This is a genomic window from Phormidesmis sp. 146-12, from assembly GCF_052939495.1.
This window is the reverse complement of record NZ_JBJPHS010000057.1, coordinates 26,017-43,078: the sequence shown is the minus strand read 5'-3', so window position 1 is coordinate 43,078 and position 17,062 is coordinate 26,017. Positions and strand designations below refer to the sequence as shown.

Sequence of the window (17,062 nt, the reverse complement as noted above, 5' to 3'; positions counted from 1 at the left end):
TCGATGAAATTCCTCGCTGTAGCGATCACTCCAGGCAGCCCCCTAAATCCCCCAAACTTGGGGGACTTTGAGCAAGAAATCCTGTCCGAAAGTCCCCCAGATTTGGGGGGTTGGGGGGCAGAAGCGTTAAATACCGAAGCGAAAAAACTCTATCGAATTCACGTTAACCTGGTGGGCGATCGGGCGAATGAATTCGCGGCTAATAGAACAAAACCTGCCTTCGCAGGTTAAAGAGGTTTTTTAGGGTGTGATTTTTGGCAAACCGCTTGAGTGGGTGGCTAACTCTTTACTTCGTTGGCGAAGCTGGCCCAGCGAACAAAGTGAAACGGGCCGGCCGCAGAACCCCAGACCATTTCATCGGTGGCGGGATCTCGACCGCGATCGAGACTCATAAATTTCTGATTGTCGATTTCAAATTCGCTATCGAGGTAGGTGAGTTGTCCTTTGCGGGTTACCATGCAGGCTTTTCCTGGCTCGACTTGTCCTTTGAAGCTGGTGCCTGTCCACTCTACGTGCATGTTGCAGCCGGGTAGTTTTTCTAAGCGATCGAGCTTGAGATCTTGCAGGCGTTGGGTATCACGAGAAGCGCCGTAGAGAGCCTTTTCATCGTGAACAATATAGTTTTCGATCTCGATGCGCCCGTTGTTTTCGAGCAGTTTTAACACCCGAACTCGATAGGGGTCGTTGAGCATGTAATCGTAGGCTTGCTCAATGTAAAAACTTACACCTGTAAGCAGGTCGATCGGCAACGGACGCATACAAACTCGAATGTGAGCATAGAAAGGTGGGTTTTCAAAGGCTTGTTCTTGATTGCTAAAGTCGGCGGCCATCAAACGGGCTAGGGCTTGAATATCGGTGGAATGAGTCATGAAAGTTAACTAAAATTGCGGTCTACTTTGAAGAACATTTTAGGGGCTTGGGGAGGTGCCTGGAAACAATGTCTCTGAGTCTCTGGCGTGTGACTTATCAGTTGATGAGGCTCGATCGTTCCTTGATGCAGGAGAAGTTGTCGTTAGAGATGGTCGATCGTTCCTTGATGCAGGAGAAGTTGTCGTTAGGAATACTCGATCGTTCCTTGGTACGGGAGAAATTGTACTTGAAAATATAGGCTGGTTAGTTCGATCAATTTGCAGACGCAAACCTACCGATTTATCAAACTAAAGGGCGCATCTCTCACACTTTTCCTTTGAGGCGGAGTAGGAGAAATCGGGTAACTTGGTTGAGAGAATTAAAATTGTCATCGCTGACGAGAATCAGACTTTGGGAGCCGTCTGATAACCGAGGGCCGATCGCCATTCCTTCTAGATTATCGATCGGAATGTCGAGTTGATTGAAATCTAGTAAAAGCCGCTTGCGAATAGGCTGAGTGCCTTTGAGGGTGCCTTTGAGACTGGCGATTGTCGAAATGTCAGTCGCGCTGCCTGTGGCGATTTGAAACAGCTTGACCTGGAAGCCTTGGAGTCCAAACGATCGCTCTAAACTGAGAAAATGACCTGCCTGGTCGATTGCCAACAGTTCACTCAATCCCTGGTCAAAGGCTCCGACGGGTTTTGGTTCTAATGTGTAAAGGTGTTGAGAGATTAGCGTAAAGCGATCGTCTTCGACTAGATAATGCAGCAGGCGATTTTTGGCTCCCTGGTTGGCGTTGGCGGGTTCTAAATCCTGGATGAGCGAAGACTCGGTGGCGGTGAATAGGCGATAGGGTTCCATTGCTCCCATGCTGGCGGCTCCGGCGTTGAGTGTGAGTGGCTCAAATCCTGCGTTGTCTTGAATGCCGCGTTTTTGCAGTAGTTGATTGGAATCGTCTGGTAAAAATGCCTCTGGAATGGGGAGTTTGCGCTTTAGCTGTCCAGTTTTGAGATCAAATTCGCCAATAAAGGGTGCAACGCCATCGCGAACTACCCCTTCACTGGAGATAAAGAGTGAGTCGATCGGTGAGAGGGCAATTCCTTCTGCGTCGATCGTGCCTTTCTCAAAGGGCTGTCCTGATTCTGTTTTGAGCGTTGTCACAGCTTTGATGCTGACAGTCTCAATTTTTGATTTGTCTGGATTTAACGCCAGCGCCATTGTATAAAATCGGGCGGGTGTGCGGTCGCTGCGATCGTCTGACACCGCATAAAAAAGATTTTGGGGACGATCGTAAGTCAGGGCGGACAATCCCCCCACAGGCGTGTCTTGAAACGTTGTTTTGGGCAGCGTATAAGCCTCTAAAAACTCGACGGAAATGGGTAAAAACAGCCGATCTTCTGCACTCACCTGGGGCAAACTGCAAGCCGTCAGCAGAGTTGATAAAAGAACGATCGCCCACAGCCCCGATCGCTTGAGAAGTACGGAACAAAAAGAAGCCATAAATTTCTTAAACACCAGACCTAAAAACCAACTATAGAAGATCTGCATCGCTGCGGGGTCTTCCCGTCACCTTTGACCAAAAATGATTAAATAAGTGAAGCCATTTTACAAAAAGCCTGTGCCAGAATCCTCAAAGCCCGCTCGATCGCTCGCCGGAATTGCTGGAATTGTTGCGATCGCCACGCTGATCAGCAAAGTGTTTGGGTTGGTGCGCCAGGTTGCGATCGCGGCAGCGTTTGGGCTGGGAGCGGCCTACGGTGCTTACCAATATTCAGCGATCATTCCAGGGTTTTTTCTGATTTTGCTGGGCGGCATTAACGGCCCGTTTCACAGTGCGATGGTCAGTGCGCTTGCCAAACGCGATAAAGAAGAAGCGGCTCCTCTGGTCGAAACGGTCTCTACACTGGTGGGCGGCGTTCTATTTCTGGTTGCGCTAGGGTTAATTGCGTTTGCGCCTCAGTTTATCGATTTGATTGCGCCCGGTTTGCATCAGACTGCCCACGGGATGGAAGTGAGAGCGATCGCCATTCAACAATTGCGAATTATGGCTCCGATCGCCTGGTTTGCTGGCATGATTGGCATCGGGTTTGGTACGTTGAACGCAGCCGATCTGTATTGGTTGCCGTCGGTGAGTCCACTGCTGTCGAGTGTGACGATTGTGATCGGAGTGGGTGCCCTGGCGTTTTATCTGGGACGGAATATTGTCGAGCCTCAGTATGCCGCGGTCGGGGGAATTGTTTTGGCGTGGGCGGCTTTGGCGGGGACAATCTTGCAATGGCTGGCGCAGGTTTGGGCCCAACAAAAGGCAGGATTGAGCCGATTTCGATGGGGGTTTGACTTTCAGAATCCGGGTGTGCAAGACGTGATGAAGGTGATGGGGCCGGCTCTGTTTGCGTCGGGGATGCTGCAAATCAATGTCTACACGGATATGTTTTTTACGTCTTTTTTGCCCAATCCGGGGGCGGCGGTGTCTGCGTTGGACTATGCCAATCTTTTGGTACAAACGCCTTTGGGCATTTTGTCGAATATGATTTTGGTGCCCTTTTTGCCTGTGTTTTCTCGGCTGTCTGATCCTAAAGATTGGGGCGAGTTAAAGATGCGAATTCGTCAGGGATTGTTGATGACTGCGATCGCGATGCTGCCCTTAAGTGCGTTGATGATTGCGTTGGCAAAACCGATCGTACGAGTGATTTATGAACGGGGGGCGTTTAAGCTGGGCGATTCTGGACTGGTGGCGCTGGTGTTGATGGCCTATGCGATCGGCATGTTTGTTTATTTGAGTCGAGATGTTTTAGTTCGCGTCTTTTATGCGTTGGGCGATGGAGATACGCCGTTTCGCATTAGCATTGTCAATATTTTCTTGAATGCGTTGTTTGACTTTCTATTAATTAAGCCACTTGGTTTACCGGGATTGGTGTTAGCGACTGTTTCTGTAAACGTCATCTCTACGATCGCGCTTCTGTGGTTTTTGAATCGTAAACTGGATGGCTTGCCGTTGCGAGAATGGATTTTGCCTGTGGTGGGGCTAACGGTGGGAAGTGCGATCGCGGGTCTGGCCAGTTGGGGCACTCTTTTGGGATTGCGAAACGTGCTAGGTAATGAAGGGCTGCCAATTCTACTGATTCAACTTTGCTTATCGGGTCTCGTCGGACTGTCTCTGTTTGCCCTTTTCGCCACTCAGTTGAAACTTCCAGAAATCGATTTATTTGTAGGTCGGATTCGTCAGCGTTTTGTTAAAAGCTAATGTGACGTAAATTCGATGGAGTTTTTCGCTTTGATGTCGAGTATTTCTGTCTCCCAAGCTGCCAATTTTGGGGAACTTTCAGACAGGAATTGCAGGGCAAAGACGTTCATCAAACAGATGTTGTGTTAACGTTAATTCGATAATTTTTTCGCTGCGTTGTTTAGCGCTTCTGCCCCCCAACCCCCCAACTTTGGGGAACGTATCAATGATCGCAGCAATTTTCTGACACGTCTAAGGTGATCTTCTGCGATGATAAGTTCTTTAATTGCTTGCTTGTATTACGTGAGAATCTTACAGCGATCGTACAAATTCTTTAACTGCTTGTCGAAAGATGTTTCGATCGGCAGGGAGGGCGAGAGGTTCGGTGGAGAAGATGTAATAGACATCGCCACCATCGGTCACTTCAAATGTAGCCGAGCATTCTTTTGCCCAATCATCTAGGTGACGACGCGCGATCGCAGGTTCTAATCGCGTTGCTGTTGCAAAATCTAATAGCGACACTCTTCCCTGATTGATTTGTAACAGCTGAAAGAAGCGATCGCGAATGGCGTGACGAGAGGCTTTTGAGCCAGCGTAAATTAGCAGTCCGCCAATGGATGCAGGTGCCAATCCAAAAAATACTAACAGCAACCACAACAGCGCCAATGCCCAACCTGGAGGATTGCCTAATGTGATGCCTAGTAGAAGACCGATCGAAACCGCTCCTCCACCACACAACAGCAGCCCACCGACTACCTTTCCGGCTACGCTCCAGATTCGATTCATCGCACTGTCTTAGCTCCAAGTCTGTTCTTTCAGAGTAGCTTGTTTTTTTCCGTTCGGGGGTGCGGGAGCTTGGGGGTTAACCGTCCTGTCTAGCCCAAAATTCTTACCGAAAGTTAGATAGCCGAAACTTCCTTCTTGCGATAGGTTTGAGAGGTTGCCTTGCTGATCTGACTCAAACCCGCTATCCCCATCGCCTTTATGTTTTCACGCATCGTCCAGACCAGTTCTCGCCAGGGAGAAATCGTTGAAGTCGTCTTGAGAAACGGCTGGGACTACATGAGACGATTGTTGACTGGGGGCAAAGTTGATGAGCCGAAACTTCCGCCCCCTGCGGTTTTACGCAATATTTTGGTAGACCTTGGGCCGGTCTATGTCAAATTGGGACAACTGCTCAGTACTCGCCCTGACCTGCTGCCCGCCGAATATATCGAAGCGCTCTCAACGCTGCAAGCCGAAGTGCCCCCGGTGGACTGGTCAGAAGTTGAAGTGGTGATTCGCAAACAGCTAAGAGCGCCTCTCGAAGAAACCTTTGCCGCAATTAACTATCAGCCTGTGGCGGCAGGGTCGATCGCCCAAACGCATCGGGCAACCCTCAAGGATGGTCAAGAAGTTGCTCTAAAGGTGCAGCGTCCTGGATTAGAAGTCGTGATCGAACAGGACATTTCACTGATTCGCCTGATCGCTAAACTGGTTGCACAAACTGACTTTGGACAGTACTACGACATTGTATCGATCGCTGAAGAATTTACGCAGGCGCTGCGGGCAGAACTTGACTTTACTCAAGAGGCTCACAATACGGATCAGCTTAAACGCAATCTCGCGGCTTCTCGTTGGATTGATGTCGATCGCATCACGGTGCCGCAGATTAATTGGCAACTGACGACTGACAAACTGCTGGTGATGGAGTGGTTGGATGGTATCCCGCTATTGGCTGCCAGCTTCGACAATCCGCAATTTGAAGGGGATGTCGATCGCGAACGGGAAGAAATTTCCACTATGCTGCTAAGGGCGTTTTTTCAGCAGATTTGTCTGGATGGATTCTTTCATGCTGATCCGCATCCGGGCAACTTGTTTTACCTGCGCGATGGCCGGGTGGCTCTGTTTGACTGTGGTATGGTCGGACGACTCGATCCGCGCACTCAGCAGATCTTGCTGGAATTGATCTTGTCGATCGTCAATCTGGATGCTCAACGCTGTACTCAGCTAATTTTGCAACTAGCGCCCCCGACTCAGCCGATCAATCGCATTAAACTTGAAACAGAATTTGACCAACTTCTGCGCCGCTACTATAGTCTCAACATTTCGCAGGTCAACTTTAGTAAGCTTGTTTACGAAGTGCTGCAAGTGGCTCGAAGCAATAAGATTCGCATTCCTGGCAATCTTGGGCTTTGTGCTAAAGCGATCGCCAACCTGGAAGGCATTGCCCGCACCCTTGACCCGAACTTCAACATTCCGAATAAGATTCGTCCGATGATGACGGAAGTGTTTCAGCGACAAATCGTAGGAGAGGCTCCGCTGGCTGCGTTGTTGCGGACGGTTTTGGATGTGAAAAATCTCTCATTGCAGTCGCCGCGTCAGGTCGAAATGCTGCTCGATCGCGTCACGTCAGAGACTTTGCAGTGGAATTTTTCGGTACGAGAACTGGAGCCAATGCGCCGGACGGTTGATTCTTCTGCCAATCGGCTTTCGTTTAGCGTGGTGGTCGGGTCACTGATTATTGGAGCAGCCACAATTTCGGCGAATACTCAGTCGAGTCAGGTCTATTGGTTGAGCGATGTACTGTTTGCGGCGGCGAGCTTTTTGGGACTGTGGTTGATCGTGAGTATCTTACGATCGGGACATCTGCGATGAGTAGGATATGAATTTAGTGCTGATCAAGAGTAATAATTAGGTGAACTAGCAATACCCCTCTTTCATCACTCTAGCTGCGCTAAAATGAGAGCAAGTTCCTGAGATGCTTGTCATCGATATGGTTGAGCCACGCGAAGCCGTCGAAACCGTTACCTTTATCGATCACTACTGCGCGGTCTACCGCGATCTGTTTGTCGATGTGCGAAGTTTTGAAGCATTCAAATACTTGCATCTGGGCATGATGAGTGACCTTCCACGCAAATCATTACCAGCAATCGCTCGTGCGGTTGGACTATCGAATGATCAAGTCCTTCATCATTGCTTGAGTGAGTCACCTTGGTCTGTTGCAGCAATCATGGGGTATGGATGCCTGAAGAGGCTGAGATGATTGACAGCGATTGGCAGTGCTTTGAGCGGGTGTTTGCGGATGGCACAACTGAGCAACGCTACATTCAAGAAACCCTCTTTGGTCATCGGTTGACATGGCGCTACTGGTTGTTAACCAATGACCCAGAGACTTTACCGGACAATAGTACCTGGTCAGTGATGAGTCACCTAGATGAGCAGCGAGATCACTTTGACCAGATTGGCAATCTATATGGCTTGAGAACCTGGGTGGAGCATGGCTTCAAGCAATGTAAAGACAAGCTAGGATGGGCAGATTATCGGGTGACGCACTACGAGCAGATTGAACGATGGTGGGAGATTGTGAGTAGTGCCTACCTGATGGTGAGCTTACAGTTTGATGGATTGGACGGGAATGAGTGTTCAAATCCCGACCCGTTGTTAGAGAAGTTTCAGGAGCATCCGTGTTGGCAATCATCGAAGAGTTGGACTAGTCGATTGCACAACTTGCGGCTGATCATTGAGCCGTTCATCTGCTTCTACTTGCTTAAATCTTGGTTATTCGTGTTTGAGATTCCATTCTTAGAGCAGGGTTTCGCTCATCTCATTGCGATTCTAAATCAGTTTAGGGGTTGGCAATCTCAGCGTAGCAACTTGGATAACCACTACTTTTCATCTGCCTAGAGTGATGAAAGAGGGGTATTTACGCAAGTCGTCTGGCATGTCTCGCTCAAGCGACAAATTCGACTCGCTTACCTACAAGACATCCGCAAGCCCAGCAAGCCGGGCTACGTCGTGCTGTTCTCAACCGATGTGCAGCAAGCTGTTGACCAAATCTATCAGTTCTACAAGCTACGCTTTCAAATCGAATTCCTCTTTCGCGATGCCAAACAATTCACCGGTCTGTGTGATTGCCAGGCGCGCAATGTTAGAAAACTGGACTTCCACTTTAATGCCAGTTTTACAGCCCTCAATCTCGCTAAGTTGGCGGCGGCTCAAGCCAGCGCGGGTGGGCAGCCCTTAGTCTTCTCAATGGCAAGCATGAAGCGACGGGCACTCAACGACCATCTACTTGAGCGATTTATTTCAAAGTTAGCGCTGTCCCTGACGGTGATTAAATCCCATCCCAACTACGAAAGTCTGCGCTCCTACGGCGTGATCGCTGCTTAATTCTGTCCGAAGTGTTGAAAGATGAGCAATTGTTAGTAATTGTGAGAAAATCGCCCCCTCCCTCCTCTCTCCTCTCTCCTCCCTCCTCCCTCCTCCCTTCAATAAGCTCCTTTGCCAAAGACGACAATGCGAATCGTTTCTAACAGAATGTCTAAGTCGAGGTTGAGTGACCAGTTATCGATGTAGTAAAGATCCAGTCGAGCAGCGTCATTGAAGTTTTCGATCGTCGATCGTCCTGAAATTTGCCACAGTCCCGTAATGCCCGGTAAGACTTGATGGCGAATGTGGTGCCAGTCATCAAATCGAGCCACATCCCGTAACGGTAACGGACGCGGGCCAACCAGACTCATTTGTCCTAAGAGAACATTGAACAACTGCGGCAATTCATCCAGACTGGTGCGCCTGAGAAAGTGTCCGATCGCCGTAATTCTCGGATCGTCTTTGATTTTGAACATTACGCCGTCGGTTTGATTATGTTGCTCTAGAGAAGTTTGAAGCTGGGGAGCCTCGATCGACATCGTGCGAAATTTCCAGACCTGAAAGACTTTGCCGTGCAGTCCCATGCGTTCTTGACGAAAGAAAACCGGGCCAGGAGACGAAAGTTTGAGCGCGATCGCCACTCCCATAAATAGCGGAGCCAGCAGAATAATGCCAAAAAAGGCACCCGCAAAATCGAGACAGCGCTTGATTCGGTAGTCCCAGCCACTCAAGAAGGGCGGTTCGACGCGCACCGTGGGCACTCCCGCAAAGATTTCTGGAACGCCCCGCCGATGAAGGGTTTCGACACTAGAGGGAATCAACCGCAGCGCAATACCCGCCCGTCGAAGTTGCCAGTAGAGTGCCGATGCCAATTCTGTTTGGGGCAAATTTTCAGCGAGAACTTCTTGGGCGTTGGAGTTGAGAATCGATCGCAAAGTTGCCGCACTGCTCGCCGTCGAAGACAAGGCCGCTCCCACAATTTTGTAATGAGGCTGACGCTGGAGAATCTTTGCCAACTTAGACAACCGATGCGCCGGGGCAATCAAAAACACCGAAACCTGACTGCGCGTTTGCTCAAACTGCCAGATCAACAGCGTCGCCATCAGCCGAAATCCGACAATCAGCCCGATGCTACTCAACCAGGCAGTGATTACCAGCGATCGCGGCGGATCAAGTTTTGGGTCATAGAAATACTGCACCACCAGAGACAGTAGATAAACCACGCTAACCAACTGCCCCGATCGCCCATAATTCTTCCACTGAGTCGGAGAACTATACAGCCCACCTCTCGCAAACACGCCCAGCGTCACCAATGCAAACAGCCAAAACAGCCCCGGCAACCCCACCCAAACCCCCCAATTAAGCTGCGGCGGCAACGGAGAATAAAACTTATTGAGAAACGCCGCCAACCGCCAAGCGATCGCCAACCCCGCCACATCGCTAATCAGCAGTACAAAAATTTTCTGCCAATCCCAACTCAGTTTTCGGGAGGCAAATCGATAAGGCGCACGGAGATCGACGGATTTGTGAATCTTGCGGGTTAAACCGTCCATTACAGCAGAGACGTGGGGGCGACACCTTGAGTATTCCGCAAAATCTCTGAGAAGCGATCGGGGGGGTTGCGGATGCGGGTCAAGACATTCTCGACAAAACTCACAAAGCTCTTTCGTACAGGAAGCTTCTCTAGGGAAATACACGGAAGATTTATCAAGACTTAAAGATAGCTTTAATCAAAGTTTGGGTGATTACCTCTAGTATTTTTTTATCAGGTTTTCAACAGCTTAATACCGCTTCAACCAAACGCTTTGAATTCTCGTAAATTGCACTCATTTGAGTGTATGCATCACCAATACCTTTAACCTCCAGGTAGCTCTCACTTCTAATGCCTGGAAGGTTAAGGCACCACATCGCTTCACATCACAATTTTTTGACCCAACCTTAAGAAAAATGAATAGTCATCCTCCCGCTGTTTCGATTGGAATGCCAGTCTATAACGGAGAAGCCTTTCTCACCGCCGCTTTAGACGCAATTTTGGCACAGACCTTTACAAACTTTGAGCTAATTATTTCAGACAACGCCTCGACCGATCGCACCGAAGAAATCTGCCGCACTTACGCCGCTCAAGACGATCGCATCCACTATTACCGCAACACCCAAAACTTAGGAGCCGCCTGGAACTTCAATCGCGTTTTTCAACTTGCTCAAGGGCAATACTTTAAATGGGCAACTCATGACGATTTGTTGGCTCCAACCGCTCTAGAAAAGTGTGTCGAACTCCTCGATCGCGACGCTTCTACCGTTCTTTGTGCCTCTCAAGTGGGCTGTATCAACTGGCAAGGCAATGTCATCGAAGCAAAATGTGACCCCAGCGATCGCGCCTTAGATGCAGATCAACCTTCACGGCGATTTCGCGGCATCCTGTTGCAAACCTTCTGGTGTTATGAAGTGTTTGGGCTGATGCGGACAAGTGCGTTGAGAAAAGTCGCGCCGATGGGGAGTCACTATGGCTCCGATCGTGCCATTCTCGCTGCCCTCACATTACAGGGTCGCTTTGCAGAAATTCCGACAGCGCTGATCTTCAGACGTTTTCATCTCAAGCAGTCTACCGCCATGCAGTCGGCAAAAGAACGCGAACAATGGCTAAATGGAATTCAGAAAAAAACTCGGTTACAAGAGCGGCAGTCGGTCTGCTGTTTGATGGCGGTGCTGCAAGCTGAATTGACCTACACTCAGCGCCTTCGTTGCTTGGGCGTTTTGGCTCACTACTTGATTCGCCTCAAAAATTGGCAATACTTTTTCAGAATCTGGTTTCCCAAGCGTAAGCCTGCACATCCGTCGGTTCAATCCACGTTTGCTGCTAAAGAGACGATCGCGCTCAAGTAGGGTCGTCAAGCAATACAGTAGCGACAGGTTAGAAAGAAACCGTATACTGATCTAGCCTTTCACTCCTGGGTTTCCTTTGGGTATCGACCTTCGCAGCTACGTCTATCTCGACAGCTTACAGCCTCAACACGCCGCCTATCTGGGCACCGAATCACTGGGGTTTTTGCCCTTGCCAGGAGACGCTTCTCTCTGGATTGAGATTTCTCCAGGCATCGAAATCAATCGCATTATGGATGTGGCGATGAAGTCCGCAGTGGTTCGTCCTGGTGTGCAAGTGGTCGAGCGGCTGTACGGACTGTTAGAAATTCATGCCAGCAATCAGGGAGAAGTCAAGGCAGCAGGACGGGCCATTCTAGATGTTTTGGGCGTTCAGCAGCGCGATTGTCTCAAACCTCGAATCATTTCTAGTCAAGTGATTCGCAACATTGACGCTCACCATACTCAATTGATCAATCGCACTCGTCGCGGCAATATGATTCTCGCGGGACAGACCCTTTATGTCTTTGAAGTCGAACCCGCCGCCTACGCCGCCCTCGCCGCCAACGAAGCCGAAAAAGCAGCCCTGATCAACATTCTGCAAATCTCGGCTGTGGGTAGCTTTGGGCGGCTCTATTTGGGTGGTGCAGAGCGAGACATTTTGGCAGCCCAGCAAGGCGTTTTGGCGGCGATCGAGAACCTCCCCGGACGCGACTACCCCCTCGATTTGCGAAAGGAATAGGCAATGGCAAACATTCAGCATCTGAGGCGGTTGCAGCAGGGTGCCGTGAATTGGGTTGAGTGGCGATCGCACCATCCATCTACAGAACCTGACCTGAGTGCAGCCGATCTGACGGGCGCAAATTTACGCGGCGCAGCGCTCAGTCACACCAACTTGAGAAAAGCTGACCTGTCTGAGGCAAAACTAATTTCTGCCCAGCTAACGGGAGCAATTCTCAATCAAGCCAATCTCTACAAAGCTCAACTCATTGATGCGATTTTGCAACAAGCGGAACTGGTCGATGCTTGTCTGATCGCAGCCGATTTGAGAGGAGCCGATTTAAGCCACGCAAATCTGATCGGGTCGGATCTGAGGGGAGCTAACTTCGATCGAGCCGATCTGGTCGCCGCAAATCTGATTGGAACGGAGTTAAGAAGCGCCAGGTTTCGAGAAGCGGATTTGAGTCAGGCAGACTTGCGACACGCTCACTTGAGTCAGGCAATTTTGCTCAAAGCCAATTTTTCACAGGCTAATCTGAGCAGCGCTACGTTGTTTGAGGCAGAGGCGATCGAGGCGCATTTCTACCAGGCTGACCTGCAAAAAGCCAACTTGATGCAAATTCATCTCAGAGGTGGGCATCTGTTTGGCGCAAATTTGAGAGAAGCCAATCTGACGAGGGGCGATTTTGGCTGGGCCAATCTGAGTAAGGTAGACCTGACAAACGCCAATCTCACAGGCGCAAACTTGAGAGGCACCAATCTCACAGGCGCAAATCTCACAGGCGCAAATCTCACGGGCGCTTACATGCGAGGAGCCAACTTGAGTCGAGCTAACCTGACCTCTGCAAATCTGTTGGAGGTAAATTTGAAAGCAGTCAATCTCAACAGAGCCATTCTTAAGGGAACAATCATGCCCGATGGCAGCGTTCAACCTTGAGGGAACAAAAATGCAGGTTTGCATCGTCCCCAAAAATGACAACTTCACGCATTAACTCAGTCATTAACTTTAGAAGGGCGAACGATGGGGCTCGAACCCACGAATGGTGGAATCACAATCCACTGCCTTAACCACTTGGCTACGCTCGCCATTGCGATAACTAATATAGCATTCTCAGGAATGAATGATCCAGATTTTTTTACTTTTTACAAATTGGTACGTGGGGAGCGATCGCGCCTAAGATGCGGTTGAGGAGCCTTTGAGAATTGCTGGGGAAGTGCCGACTCGTTGAACGATCGTCAGTAGTAAGGTAGCGACGGATGAAAATGTCCAGGCTGATAGCAGGAGTTTTGGGAGTAGCCGTCTTGGGGGCAGGGGTGGCGTTGGCGATGACCAATCCCAAACAAGAAGCGTTTGAAGAGTTTGCTTTGGAGCGAATTCGAGAGGATGCCTGCAAAGAACTGCCGTTGGGATTAGATAAGCAGTGTCCCAAGTTTGTGGATGACAATCGGGCTGAACTCAAAAAAATCATCACCCAAAACACAGAGCGGCGAGACTTTGGAATATTTAGCTACTACGAGACGAATCTATCGGTGCGATCGCTTGTCCCCCAACTGTCGATACTGCCGCTGCCCGCTTATCGGTTTGAGACAGTAGGCTTGTTTGGCAAGTTCTATTTATATGAAGCAACAAAGCAGCGATAACGACTTGGTTGATTTAATTGGTTGGCGTTGCTGATTGGAGGGATGAATCTGTGGGAAGTGTCCATCTTTTCGCCCCCTAAATCCCCCAAAATTGGGGGACTTTGAACCTTGGGTTTCCCGCCGCTTTGGGGCAATTCATCCCCTGATTCAGCAACGCCAAAGTTTTAGTTCAAAGTCCCTTACTTGTAGGAGATTTAAGGGGGATCAAACCTACAACCAAAACGATGAATTTCGTCGAATTCGCGTTAATTGAGAGTCTTTATGTTGGATTGCTTAGATCCAAATCTTTGAGCGTAGGGACTCCTTTAAGAAAAGATCCCGTTAGCAGTAGTTTAGTTTGAGTGTCGAGGTTGCCTGTTGGCTCAATGCCCATTGTTTTCTGAAAGTCTTGTAGAGCTGATTTGAACGTTTGCGTTGAGTAACCGAGTCGCTTTAGATAGTCGATCGCTTGAGTCGTCGTGATAGACAAATCTTCGTTTCTGCGAAAAATCGGGACGTATTGCTCTCGCCATATTTTGGCAAACTCAGCTTGATTGAGAATGAAAATCTTGCCGCTGGCTGGGTCACCGATCGCTGCCTGGTTTTGGTTCATTGAGAGAAGTGCGATCGCATGGGGGAGCTTTCTTTTGCCGTCGATTAACCACACGCCCAGGACACCGGGACGGTTGATTTGACGCATCTGCTCCCAGGTTGGGGCAAGCTCAACGCCATCCATTCTAAAGTGACGAGCAGCCACGATTAACTGCGGCATGGTTGTTCCCATTTGGCTGGTTCTGGCTTGTTGAGCCACACTGACTTCGGTCGCTTCTGGAATGCCCCACCGATGCAGAATGGTGGCGAGAGCGGCGGGGGCACAGCTACTCATGGAGGTTTGTCGAAAGACTCCGTTGGGCTGCAAGTTGTTGGACAGGTCAGTGTAGATGGGGGCGAGAAAGTAAGCTTCGGTGGCGGTAAATCCGGTGATACCGATTAGACCGAGTAACAGAATGGCGAATACTTGCTTTCGGGCGCTTGACCAGACGATCGCAAAGGCAACTCCACAAAATCCTAATAAAATCACGCGCATCGCTGTCCAGGTGACTTGCATTCCATAGACGCGCCAGGTGAGTGGAAAGACTTGCATCTGAGGAATGTTTAGCGCCAGCAAAATCAAGCCGACGTAGAGACCCAGAAAGAGCAGGGCGGTAGCTTCGCTTCCCATAGGATTCGTATTCTTGCCACGAAATAAATCATTCGCCGTGGAGCCTTGACGCAGCAGCACTCGCCCGACTTTCATTCCCCACCGAAAACAGAGTGCGCCCAATAAAAGGGTGGCGATCGCCTCGATTATCATCCAATCTTTCCTGATGTAACGTGAATTCGATAGAGTTTTTTCGCTTCATTATTTAACGCTTCTGCCCCCCAACCCCCCAAATCTGGTGGACTTTCGGACAGGATTTCTTGCTCAAAGTCCCTCACTCGTGGGGGATTTAGGGGGCTGCCTGGAGCGATCGCCTCGATTATCATCCAATCTTTCCTAATGTACTCGTGCCGCTAGTCTACCCATTGCAGTGATGAGTCTGGAAAGCGGCTGTGTTCTCCTGATCCAAACTGTAGATTTTGGGAAGTCACGGTAACTCTCTCCAGGGTGTAGGACTTGAGTGAGCCACTGAAGTGAGTAACTTAATTTATTGTGAGAAGAACTGTACGTCTTCATAAAGCAATTCTGTTTGACCTTTCCAAGCAATACTTTCTAAGCTCAGGATGTCACCCTTTGTATAGGGCGTATAGAGCCACATCCGACCTTCACCGCGACGATAACATTCAACGCTGACTTTTTCGGAGTCCACTAGCACATATTCCTGTAATGTCGATAGGCTGCGATAGGCTGTGAACTTGTCGCCCCGATCTTTGGACTCTGTGCTGGGCGTGAGAATTTCGACAATTAGCTTGGGGTACTGGATTAATTTGTGGGCAGTGAGGTCACGAGGGTCGCAACTGACGACCAGATCTGGGTAGTAATAAAGACCGGATGCGTTAACTTGAACTTTGACATCTGCCATGTTGATCCGACAGCCTCTAGCCCGAACCTGTGATCGCACGAGTGTCAGAAAATTAATCGCAATGTCGTTGTGAGGGAGGGTGTCACCTGTCATGGCGAGAACTTCACCGTCAACATATTCGTAGCGTATTTCTTGGCGAGGTTCCCATTCAAGGTATTCCTCGATCGACATTTTTTGAGGTTGAGGTGTGGCAATCATCGCAAAGTCCTCTACTTGCTCTCATTATCGCGTTTGAAAGTATGAATAGAGCGATCGCGCTTTGAATTCGGGATTTGCGTTTGAGATGAGAACGATCGCACTTGGAGTCGGAACGATCGTGCTTTGAACTCGAAACTCCGACCTTTTTGCCCGAAGCGTCACGCTCTGAACTCGAAACTTTGACCTTTTTGCTCGAAGCTTCATGCTCTGAACTCGAAACTTTGACCTTTGAACTCGGACGCACCCTCCGGGAAGCAAAGCTACCGTGTTTTTTGCTCGGAACTCCGCCCTCTGAACTTGAAACTCCGAGCTTTGAGGAGAAATTGTTGAGGATGGGTTAAGAAAAGCGGGGTTCGCAAAAGCACAGGTCATAGTTTAGATAGCATTACTGGTGTCCGTAAAATAATACTTTGGGCTTGTGGTTGGTTATGTCGCTATGCTTGCCCCTTGTTTGCATCTTTACCTATGGTTTGCCCCCAACGTTTTCAAAAACAGCCTGCTTTTTACCGCTTCCTCGTTGTGATTTGTTTGACTGCTGTGCTGCTGGTTGCCTCACCCTGGGTCAGCGCTAAGGAAAAACCGAAGCCAAAACCGCAAGATTGGCAGATTAATGGAATTTTGGCGGCACTGGACGATCGTTCTCCCCAAGTGCAAACGCTTGCTTTGAGCCAATTGAATGAGTACGACGCAAAAGACTTAAAGAGTGTTCTTAAGCAACCGGAAGCAATTGCTCAGAAAGCGGCAAATCTCCTCAAAAATAAGCCGCAGGACTTATCTGTTCGAGGCAGCGCGGCTTATGCATTAACCAAGCTCGGTGAGGCAGCCAAACCCTTTATCCCGGACATCCTCAATTTCATCAAAGATCAAACGCAGGACTCCGAGGTTCGAGCTAGTGTGACTGAGGCATTAGGCAATCTCGGTGAAGCAGCCAAACCCTTTATCCCGGACATCGCCAATCTCCTCAAAGATCAGACCCAGGACTCCGAGGTTCGAGGCAGCGCGGCTTATGCATTAACCAAGCTCGGTGAGGCAGCCAAACCCTTTATCCCGGACATCCTCAATTTCATCAAAGATCAAACGCAGGACTCCGAGGTTCGAGCTAGTGTGACTGAGGCATTAGGCAATCTCGGTGAAGCAGCCAAACCCTTTATCCCGGACATCGCCAATCTCCTCAAAGATCAGACCCAGGACTCCGAGGTTCGAGGCAGCGCGGCTTATGCATTAACCAAGCTCGGTGAGGCAGCCAAACCCTTTATCCCGGACATCCTCAATTTCATCAAAGATCAAACGCAGGACTCCGAGGTTCGAGCTAGTGTGACTGAGGCATTAGGCAATCTCGGTGAAGCAGCCAAACCCTTTATCCCGGACATCGCCAATCTCCTCAAAGATCAGACCCAGG

At 49.6% G+C, this 17,062-nt stretch carries 17 protein-coding genes, 1 tRNA gene and 2 pseudogenes; 12 read left to right on the top strand and 8 right to left on the bottom strand.

From position 1 onward, the window contains the following. A partial coding sequence (locus ACKFKF_RS21775) for a hypothetical protein (protein WP_446869653.1) occupies window positions 1-231 on the top strand: 231 nt, incomplete at its 5' end. A 47-nt stretch (window positions 232-278) separates the two neighbouring features. Here ACKFKF_RS21775 and ACKFKF_RS21770 read toward each other — a convergent pair. Next, window positions 279-869 (bottom strand): CpcT/CpeT family chromophore lyase, encoded by a 591-nt coding sequence (locus ACKFKF_RS21770; RefSeq protein WP_446869652.1) that lies wholly within the window; start codon window positions 867-869, stop codon window positions 279-281. A gap of 68 nt (window positions 870-937) precedes the next feature. On the opposite strand from ACKFKF_RS21770, the gene ACKFKF_RS21765 reads away from it, so the two are divergent. Continuing rightward, window positions 938-1,108 carry a hypothetical protein gene (locus ACKFKF_RS21765; RefSeq protein ID WP_446869651.1) on the top strand — a complete coding sequence of 57 codons (171 nt, stop codon included), beginning with the start codon at window positions 938-940 and terminating at the stop codon, window positions 1,106-1,108. A 65-nt stretch (window positions 1,109-1,173) separates the two neighbouring features. Here ACKFKF_RS21765 and ACKFKF_RS21760 read toward each other — a convergent pair whose 3' ends face one another. Further along, on the bottom strand, window positions 1,174-2,397 hold the full coding sequence (locus tag ACKFKF_RS21760) for an esterase-like activity of phytase family protein (protein ID WP_446869650.1): 1,224 nt from the start codon (window positions 2,395-2,397) through the stop codon (window positions 1,174-1,176). A gap of 46 nt (window positions 2,398-2,443) precedes the next feature. Here ACKFKF_RS21760 and murJ point away from each other — a divergent pair, with 46 nt between their 5' ends. Continuing rightward, window positions 2,444-4,093 (top strand): murein biosynthesis integral membrane protein MurJ, encoded by a 1,650-nt coding sequence (murJ, locus tag ACKFKF_RS21755; RefSeq protein ID WP_446869649.1) that lies wholly within the window; start codon window positions 2,444-2,446, stop codon window positions 4,091-4,093. Window positions 4,094-4,384: 291 nt separating this feature from the next. On the opposite strand, the gene ACKFKF_RS21750 is transcribed toward murJ, so the two are convergent. After that, the gene (locus ACKFKF_RS21750; RefSeq protein ID WP_446869648.1) at window positions 4,385-4,858 is read right to left on the bottom strand and encodes a hypothetical protein; all 474 of its coding nucleotides are present in this window, start codon (window positions 4,856-4,858) and stop codon (window positions 4,385-4,387) included. 198 nt (window positions 4,859-5,056) lie between these two features. Here ACKFKF_RS21750 and ACKFKF_RS21745 point away from each other — a divergent pair, with 198 nt between their 5' ends. The 4 genes and pseudogenes from ACKFKF_RS21745 (at window position 5,057) to ACKFKF_RS21730 (ending at window position 8,224) form a co-directional block, all read left to right on the top strand. Then, the gene (locus ACKFKF_RS21745) at window positions 5,057-6,709 is read left to right on the top strand and encodes an ABC1 kinase family protein (protein ID WP_446869647.1); all 1,653 of its coding nucleotides are present in this window, start codon (window positions 5,057-5,059) and stop codon (window positions 6,707-6,709) included. Between the two features lie 118 nt (window positions 6,710-6,827). Then, window positions 6,828-7,049: pseudogene (locus ACKFKF_RS21740) on the top strand (IS701 family transposase); the annotation flags it as partial. 8 nt (window positions 7,050-7,057) lie between these two features. After that, window positions 7,058-7,454 (top strand): annotated as a pseudogene (locus ACKFKF_RS21735) (transposase); the annotation flags it as partial. A gap of 341 nt (window positions 7,455-7,795) precedes the next feature. Next, window positions 7,796-8,224 carry a hypothetical protein gene (locus ACKFKF_RS21730; RefSeq protein WP_446869654.1) on the top strand — a complete coding sequence of 143 codons (429 nt, stop codon included), beginning with the start codon at window positions 7,796-7,798 and terminating at the stop codon, window positions 8,222-8,224. Between the two features lie 98 nt (window positions 8,225-8,322). Here ACKFKF_RS21730 and ACKFKF_RS21725 read toward each other — a convergent pair whose 3' ends face one another. Next, the gene (locus ACKFKF_RS21725; protein ID WP_446869646.1) at window positions 8,323-9,756 is read right to left on the bottom strand and encodes a sugar transferase; all 1,434 of its coding nucleotides are present in this window, start codon (window positions 9,754-9,756) and stop codon (window positions 8,323-8,325) included. Between the two features lie 394 nt (window positions 9,757-10,150). On the opposite strand from ACKFKF_RS21725, the gene ACKFKF_RS21720 reads away from it, so the two are divergent. From ACKFKF_RS21720 to ACKFKF_RS21710, 3 genes are all read left to right on the top strand, one after another. Continuing rightward, the gene (locus ACKFKF_RS21720; RefSeq protein ID WP_446860734.1) at window positions 10,151-11,086 is read left to right on the top strand and encodes a glycosyltransferase family 2 protein; all 936 of its coding nucleotides are present in this window, start codon (window positions 10,151-10,153) and stop codon (window positions 11,084-11,086) included. Between the two features lie 76 nt (window positions 11,087-11,162). Beyond that, on the top strand, window positions 11,163-11,804 hold the full coding sequence (locus ACKFKF_RS21715) for a hypothetical protein (protein ID WP_446869645.1): 642 nt from the start codon (window positions 11,163-11,165) through the stop codon (window positions 11,802-11,804). A gap of 3 nt (window positions 11,805-11,807) precedes the next feature. After that, complete coding sequence (locus ACKFKF_RS21710) at window positions 11,808-12,719, top strand: pentapeptide repeat-containing protein (protein ID WP_446869644.1); 912 nt, start codon at window positions 11,808-11,810, stop codon at window positions 12,717-12,719. Window positions 12,720-12,795: 76 nt separating this feature from the next. Here the strand turns inward: ACKFKF_RS21710 and ACKFKF_RS21705 are convergent. After that, window positions 12,796-12,868 (bottom strand) — tRNA-His (locus ACKFKF_RS21705). A gap of 171 nt (window positions 12,869-13,039) precedes the next feature. On the opposite strand from ACKFKF_RS21705, the gene ACKFKF_RS21700 reads away from it, so the two are divergent. Then, on the top strand, window positions 13,040-13,423 hold the full coding sequence (locus ACKFKF_RS21700; protein WP_446869643.1) for a DUF4359 domain-containing protein: 384 nt from the start codon (window positions 13,040-13,042) through the stop codon (window positions 13,421-13,423). Between the two features lie 259 nt (window positions 13,424-13,682). Here ACKFKF_RS21700 and ACKFKF_RS21695 read toward each other — a convergent pair whose 3' ends face one another. From ACKFKF_RS21695 to ACKFKF_RS21685, 3 genes are all read right to left on the bottom strand, one after another. Continuing rightward, entirely contained in the window at window positions 13,683-14,756 is a 1,074-nt protein-coding gene (locus ACKFKF_RS21695; protein ID WP_446860730.1) for a cysteine peptidase family C39 domain-containing protein, read from the bottom strand. 334 nt (window positions 14,757-15,090) lie between these two features. Continuing rightward, the gene (locus tag ACKFKF_RS21690) at window positions 15,091-15,663 is read right to left on the bottom strand and encodes a Uma2 family endonuclease (RefSeq protein WP_446869642.1); all 573 of its coding nucleotides are present in this window, start codon (window positions 15,661-15,663) and stop codon (window positions 15,091-15,093) included. A gap of 24 nt (window positions 15,664-15,687) precedes the next feature. Then, window positions 15,688-15,867 carry a hypothetical protein gene (locus tag ACKFKF_RS21685; protein WP_446869641.1) on the bottom strand — a complete coding sequence of 60 codons (180 nt, stop codon included), beginning with the start codon at window positions 15,865-15,867 and terminating at the stop codon, window positions 15,688-15,690. A 261-nt stretch (window positions 15,868-16,128) separates the two neighbouring features. Here ACKFKF_RS21685 and ACKFKF_RS21680 point away from each other — a divergent pair. Beyond that, on the top strand, window positions 16,129-17,062 hold a 934-nt coding region (locus ACKFKF_RS21680; protein WP_446869640.1), incomplete at its 3' end, for a HEAT repeat domain-containing protein.

Bases quoted from the DNA above. Each gene is read 5' to 3' on its own strand.
- ACKFKF_RS21770 (WP_446869652.1), bottom strand. From the start codon at position 869: ATGACTCATTCCACCGATATTCAAGCCCTAGCCCGTTTGATGGCCGCC.
- ACKFKF_RS21765 (WP_446869651.1), top strand. From the start codon at position 938: ATGTCTCTGAGTCTCTGGCGTGTGACTTATCAGTTGATGAGGCTCGAT.
- ACKFKF_RS21760 (WP_446869650.1), bottom strand. From the start codon at position 2,397: ATGCAGATCTTCTATAGTTGGTTTTTAGGTCTGGTGTTTAAGAAATTT.
- ACKFKF_RS21750 (WP_446869648.1), bottom strand. From the start codon at position 4,858: ATGAATCGAATCTGGAGCGTAGCCGGAAAGGTAGTCGGTGGGCTGCTG.
- ACKFKF_RS21745 (WP_446869647.1), top strand. From the start codon at position 5,057: ATGTTTTCACGCATCGTCCAGACCAGTTCTCGCCAGGGAGAAATCGTT.
- ACKFKF_RS21725 (WP_446869646.1), bottom strand. From the start codon at position 9,756: ATGGACGGTTTAACCCGCAAGATTCACAAATCCGTCGATCTCCGTGCG.
- ACKFKF_RS21720 (WP_446860734.1), top strand. From the start codon at position 10,151: ATGAATAGTCATCCTCCCGCTGTTTCGATTGGAATGCCAGTCTATAAC.
- ACKFKF_RS21710 (WP_446869644.1), top strand. From the start codon at position 11,808: ATGGCAAACATTCAGCATCTGAGGCGGTTGCAGCAGGGTGCCGTGAAT.
- ACKFKF_RS21700 (WP_446869643.1), top strand. From the start codon at position 13,040: ATGAAAATGTCCAGGCTGATAGCAGGAGTTTTGGGAGTAGCCGTCTTG.
- ACKFKF_RS21695 (WP_446860730.1), bottom strand. From the start codon at position 14,756: ATGATAATCGAGGCGATCGCCACCCTTTTATTGGGCGCACTCTGTTTT.
- ACKFKF_RS21690 (WP_446869642.1), bottom strand. From the start codon at position 15,663: ATGATTGCCACACCTCAACCTCAAAAAATGTCGATCGAGGAATACCTT.
- ACKFKF_RS21685 (WP_446869641.1), bottom strand. From the start codon at position 15,867: ATGAAGCTTCGAGCAAAAAGGTCAAAGTTTCGAGTTCAGAGCGTGACG.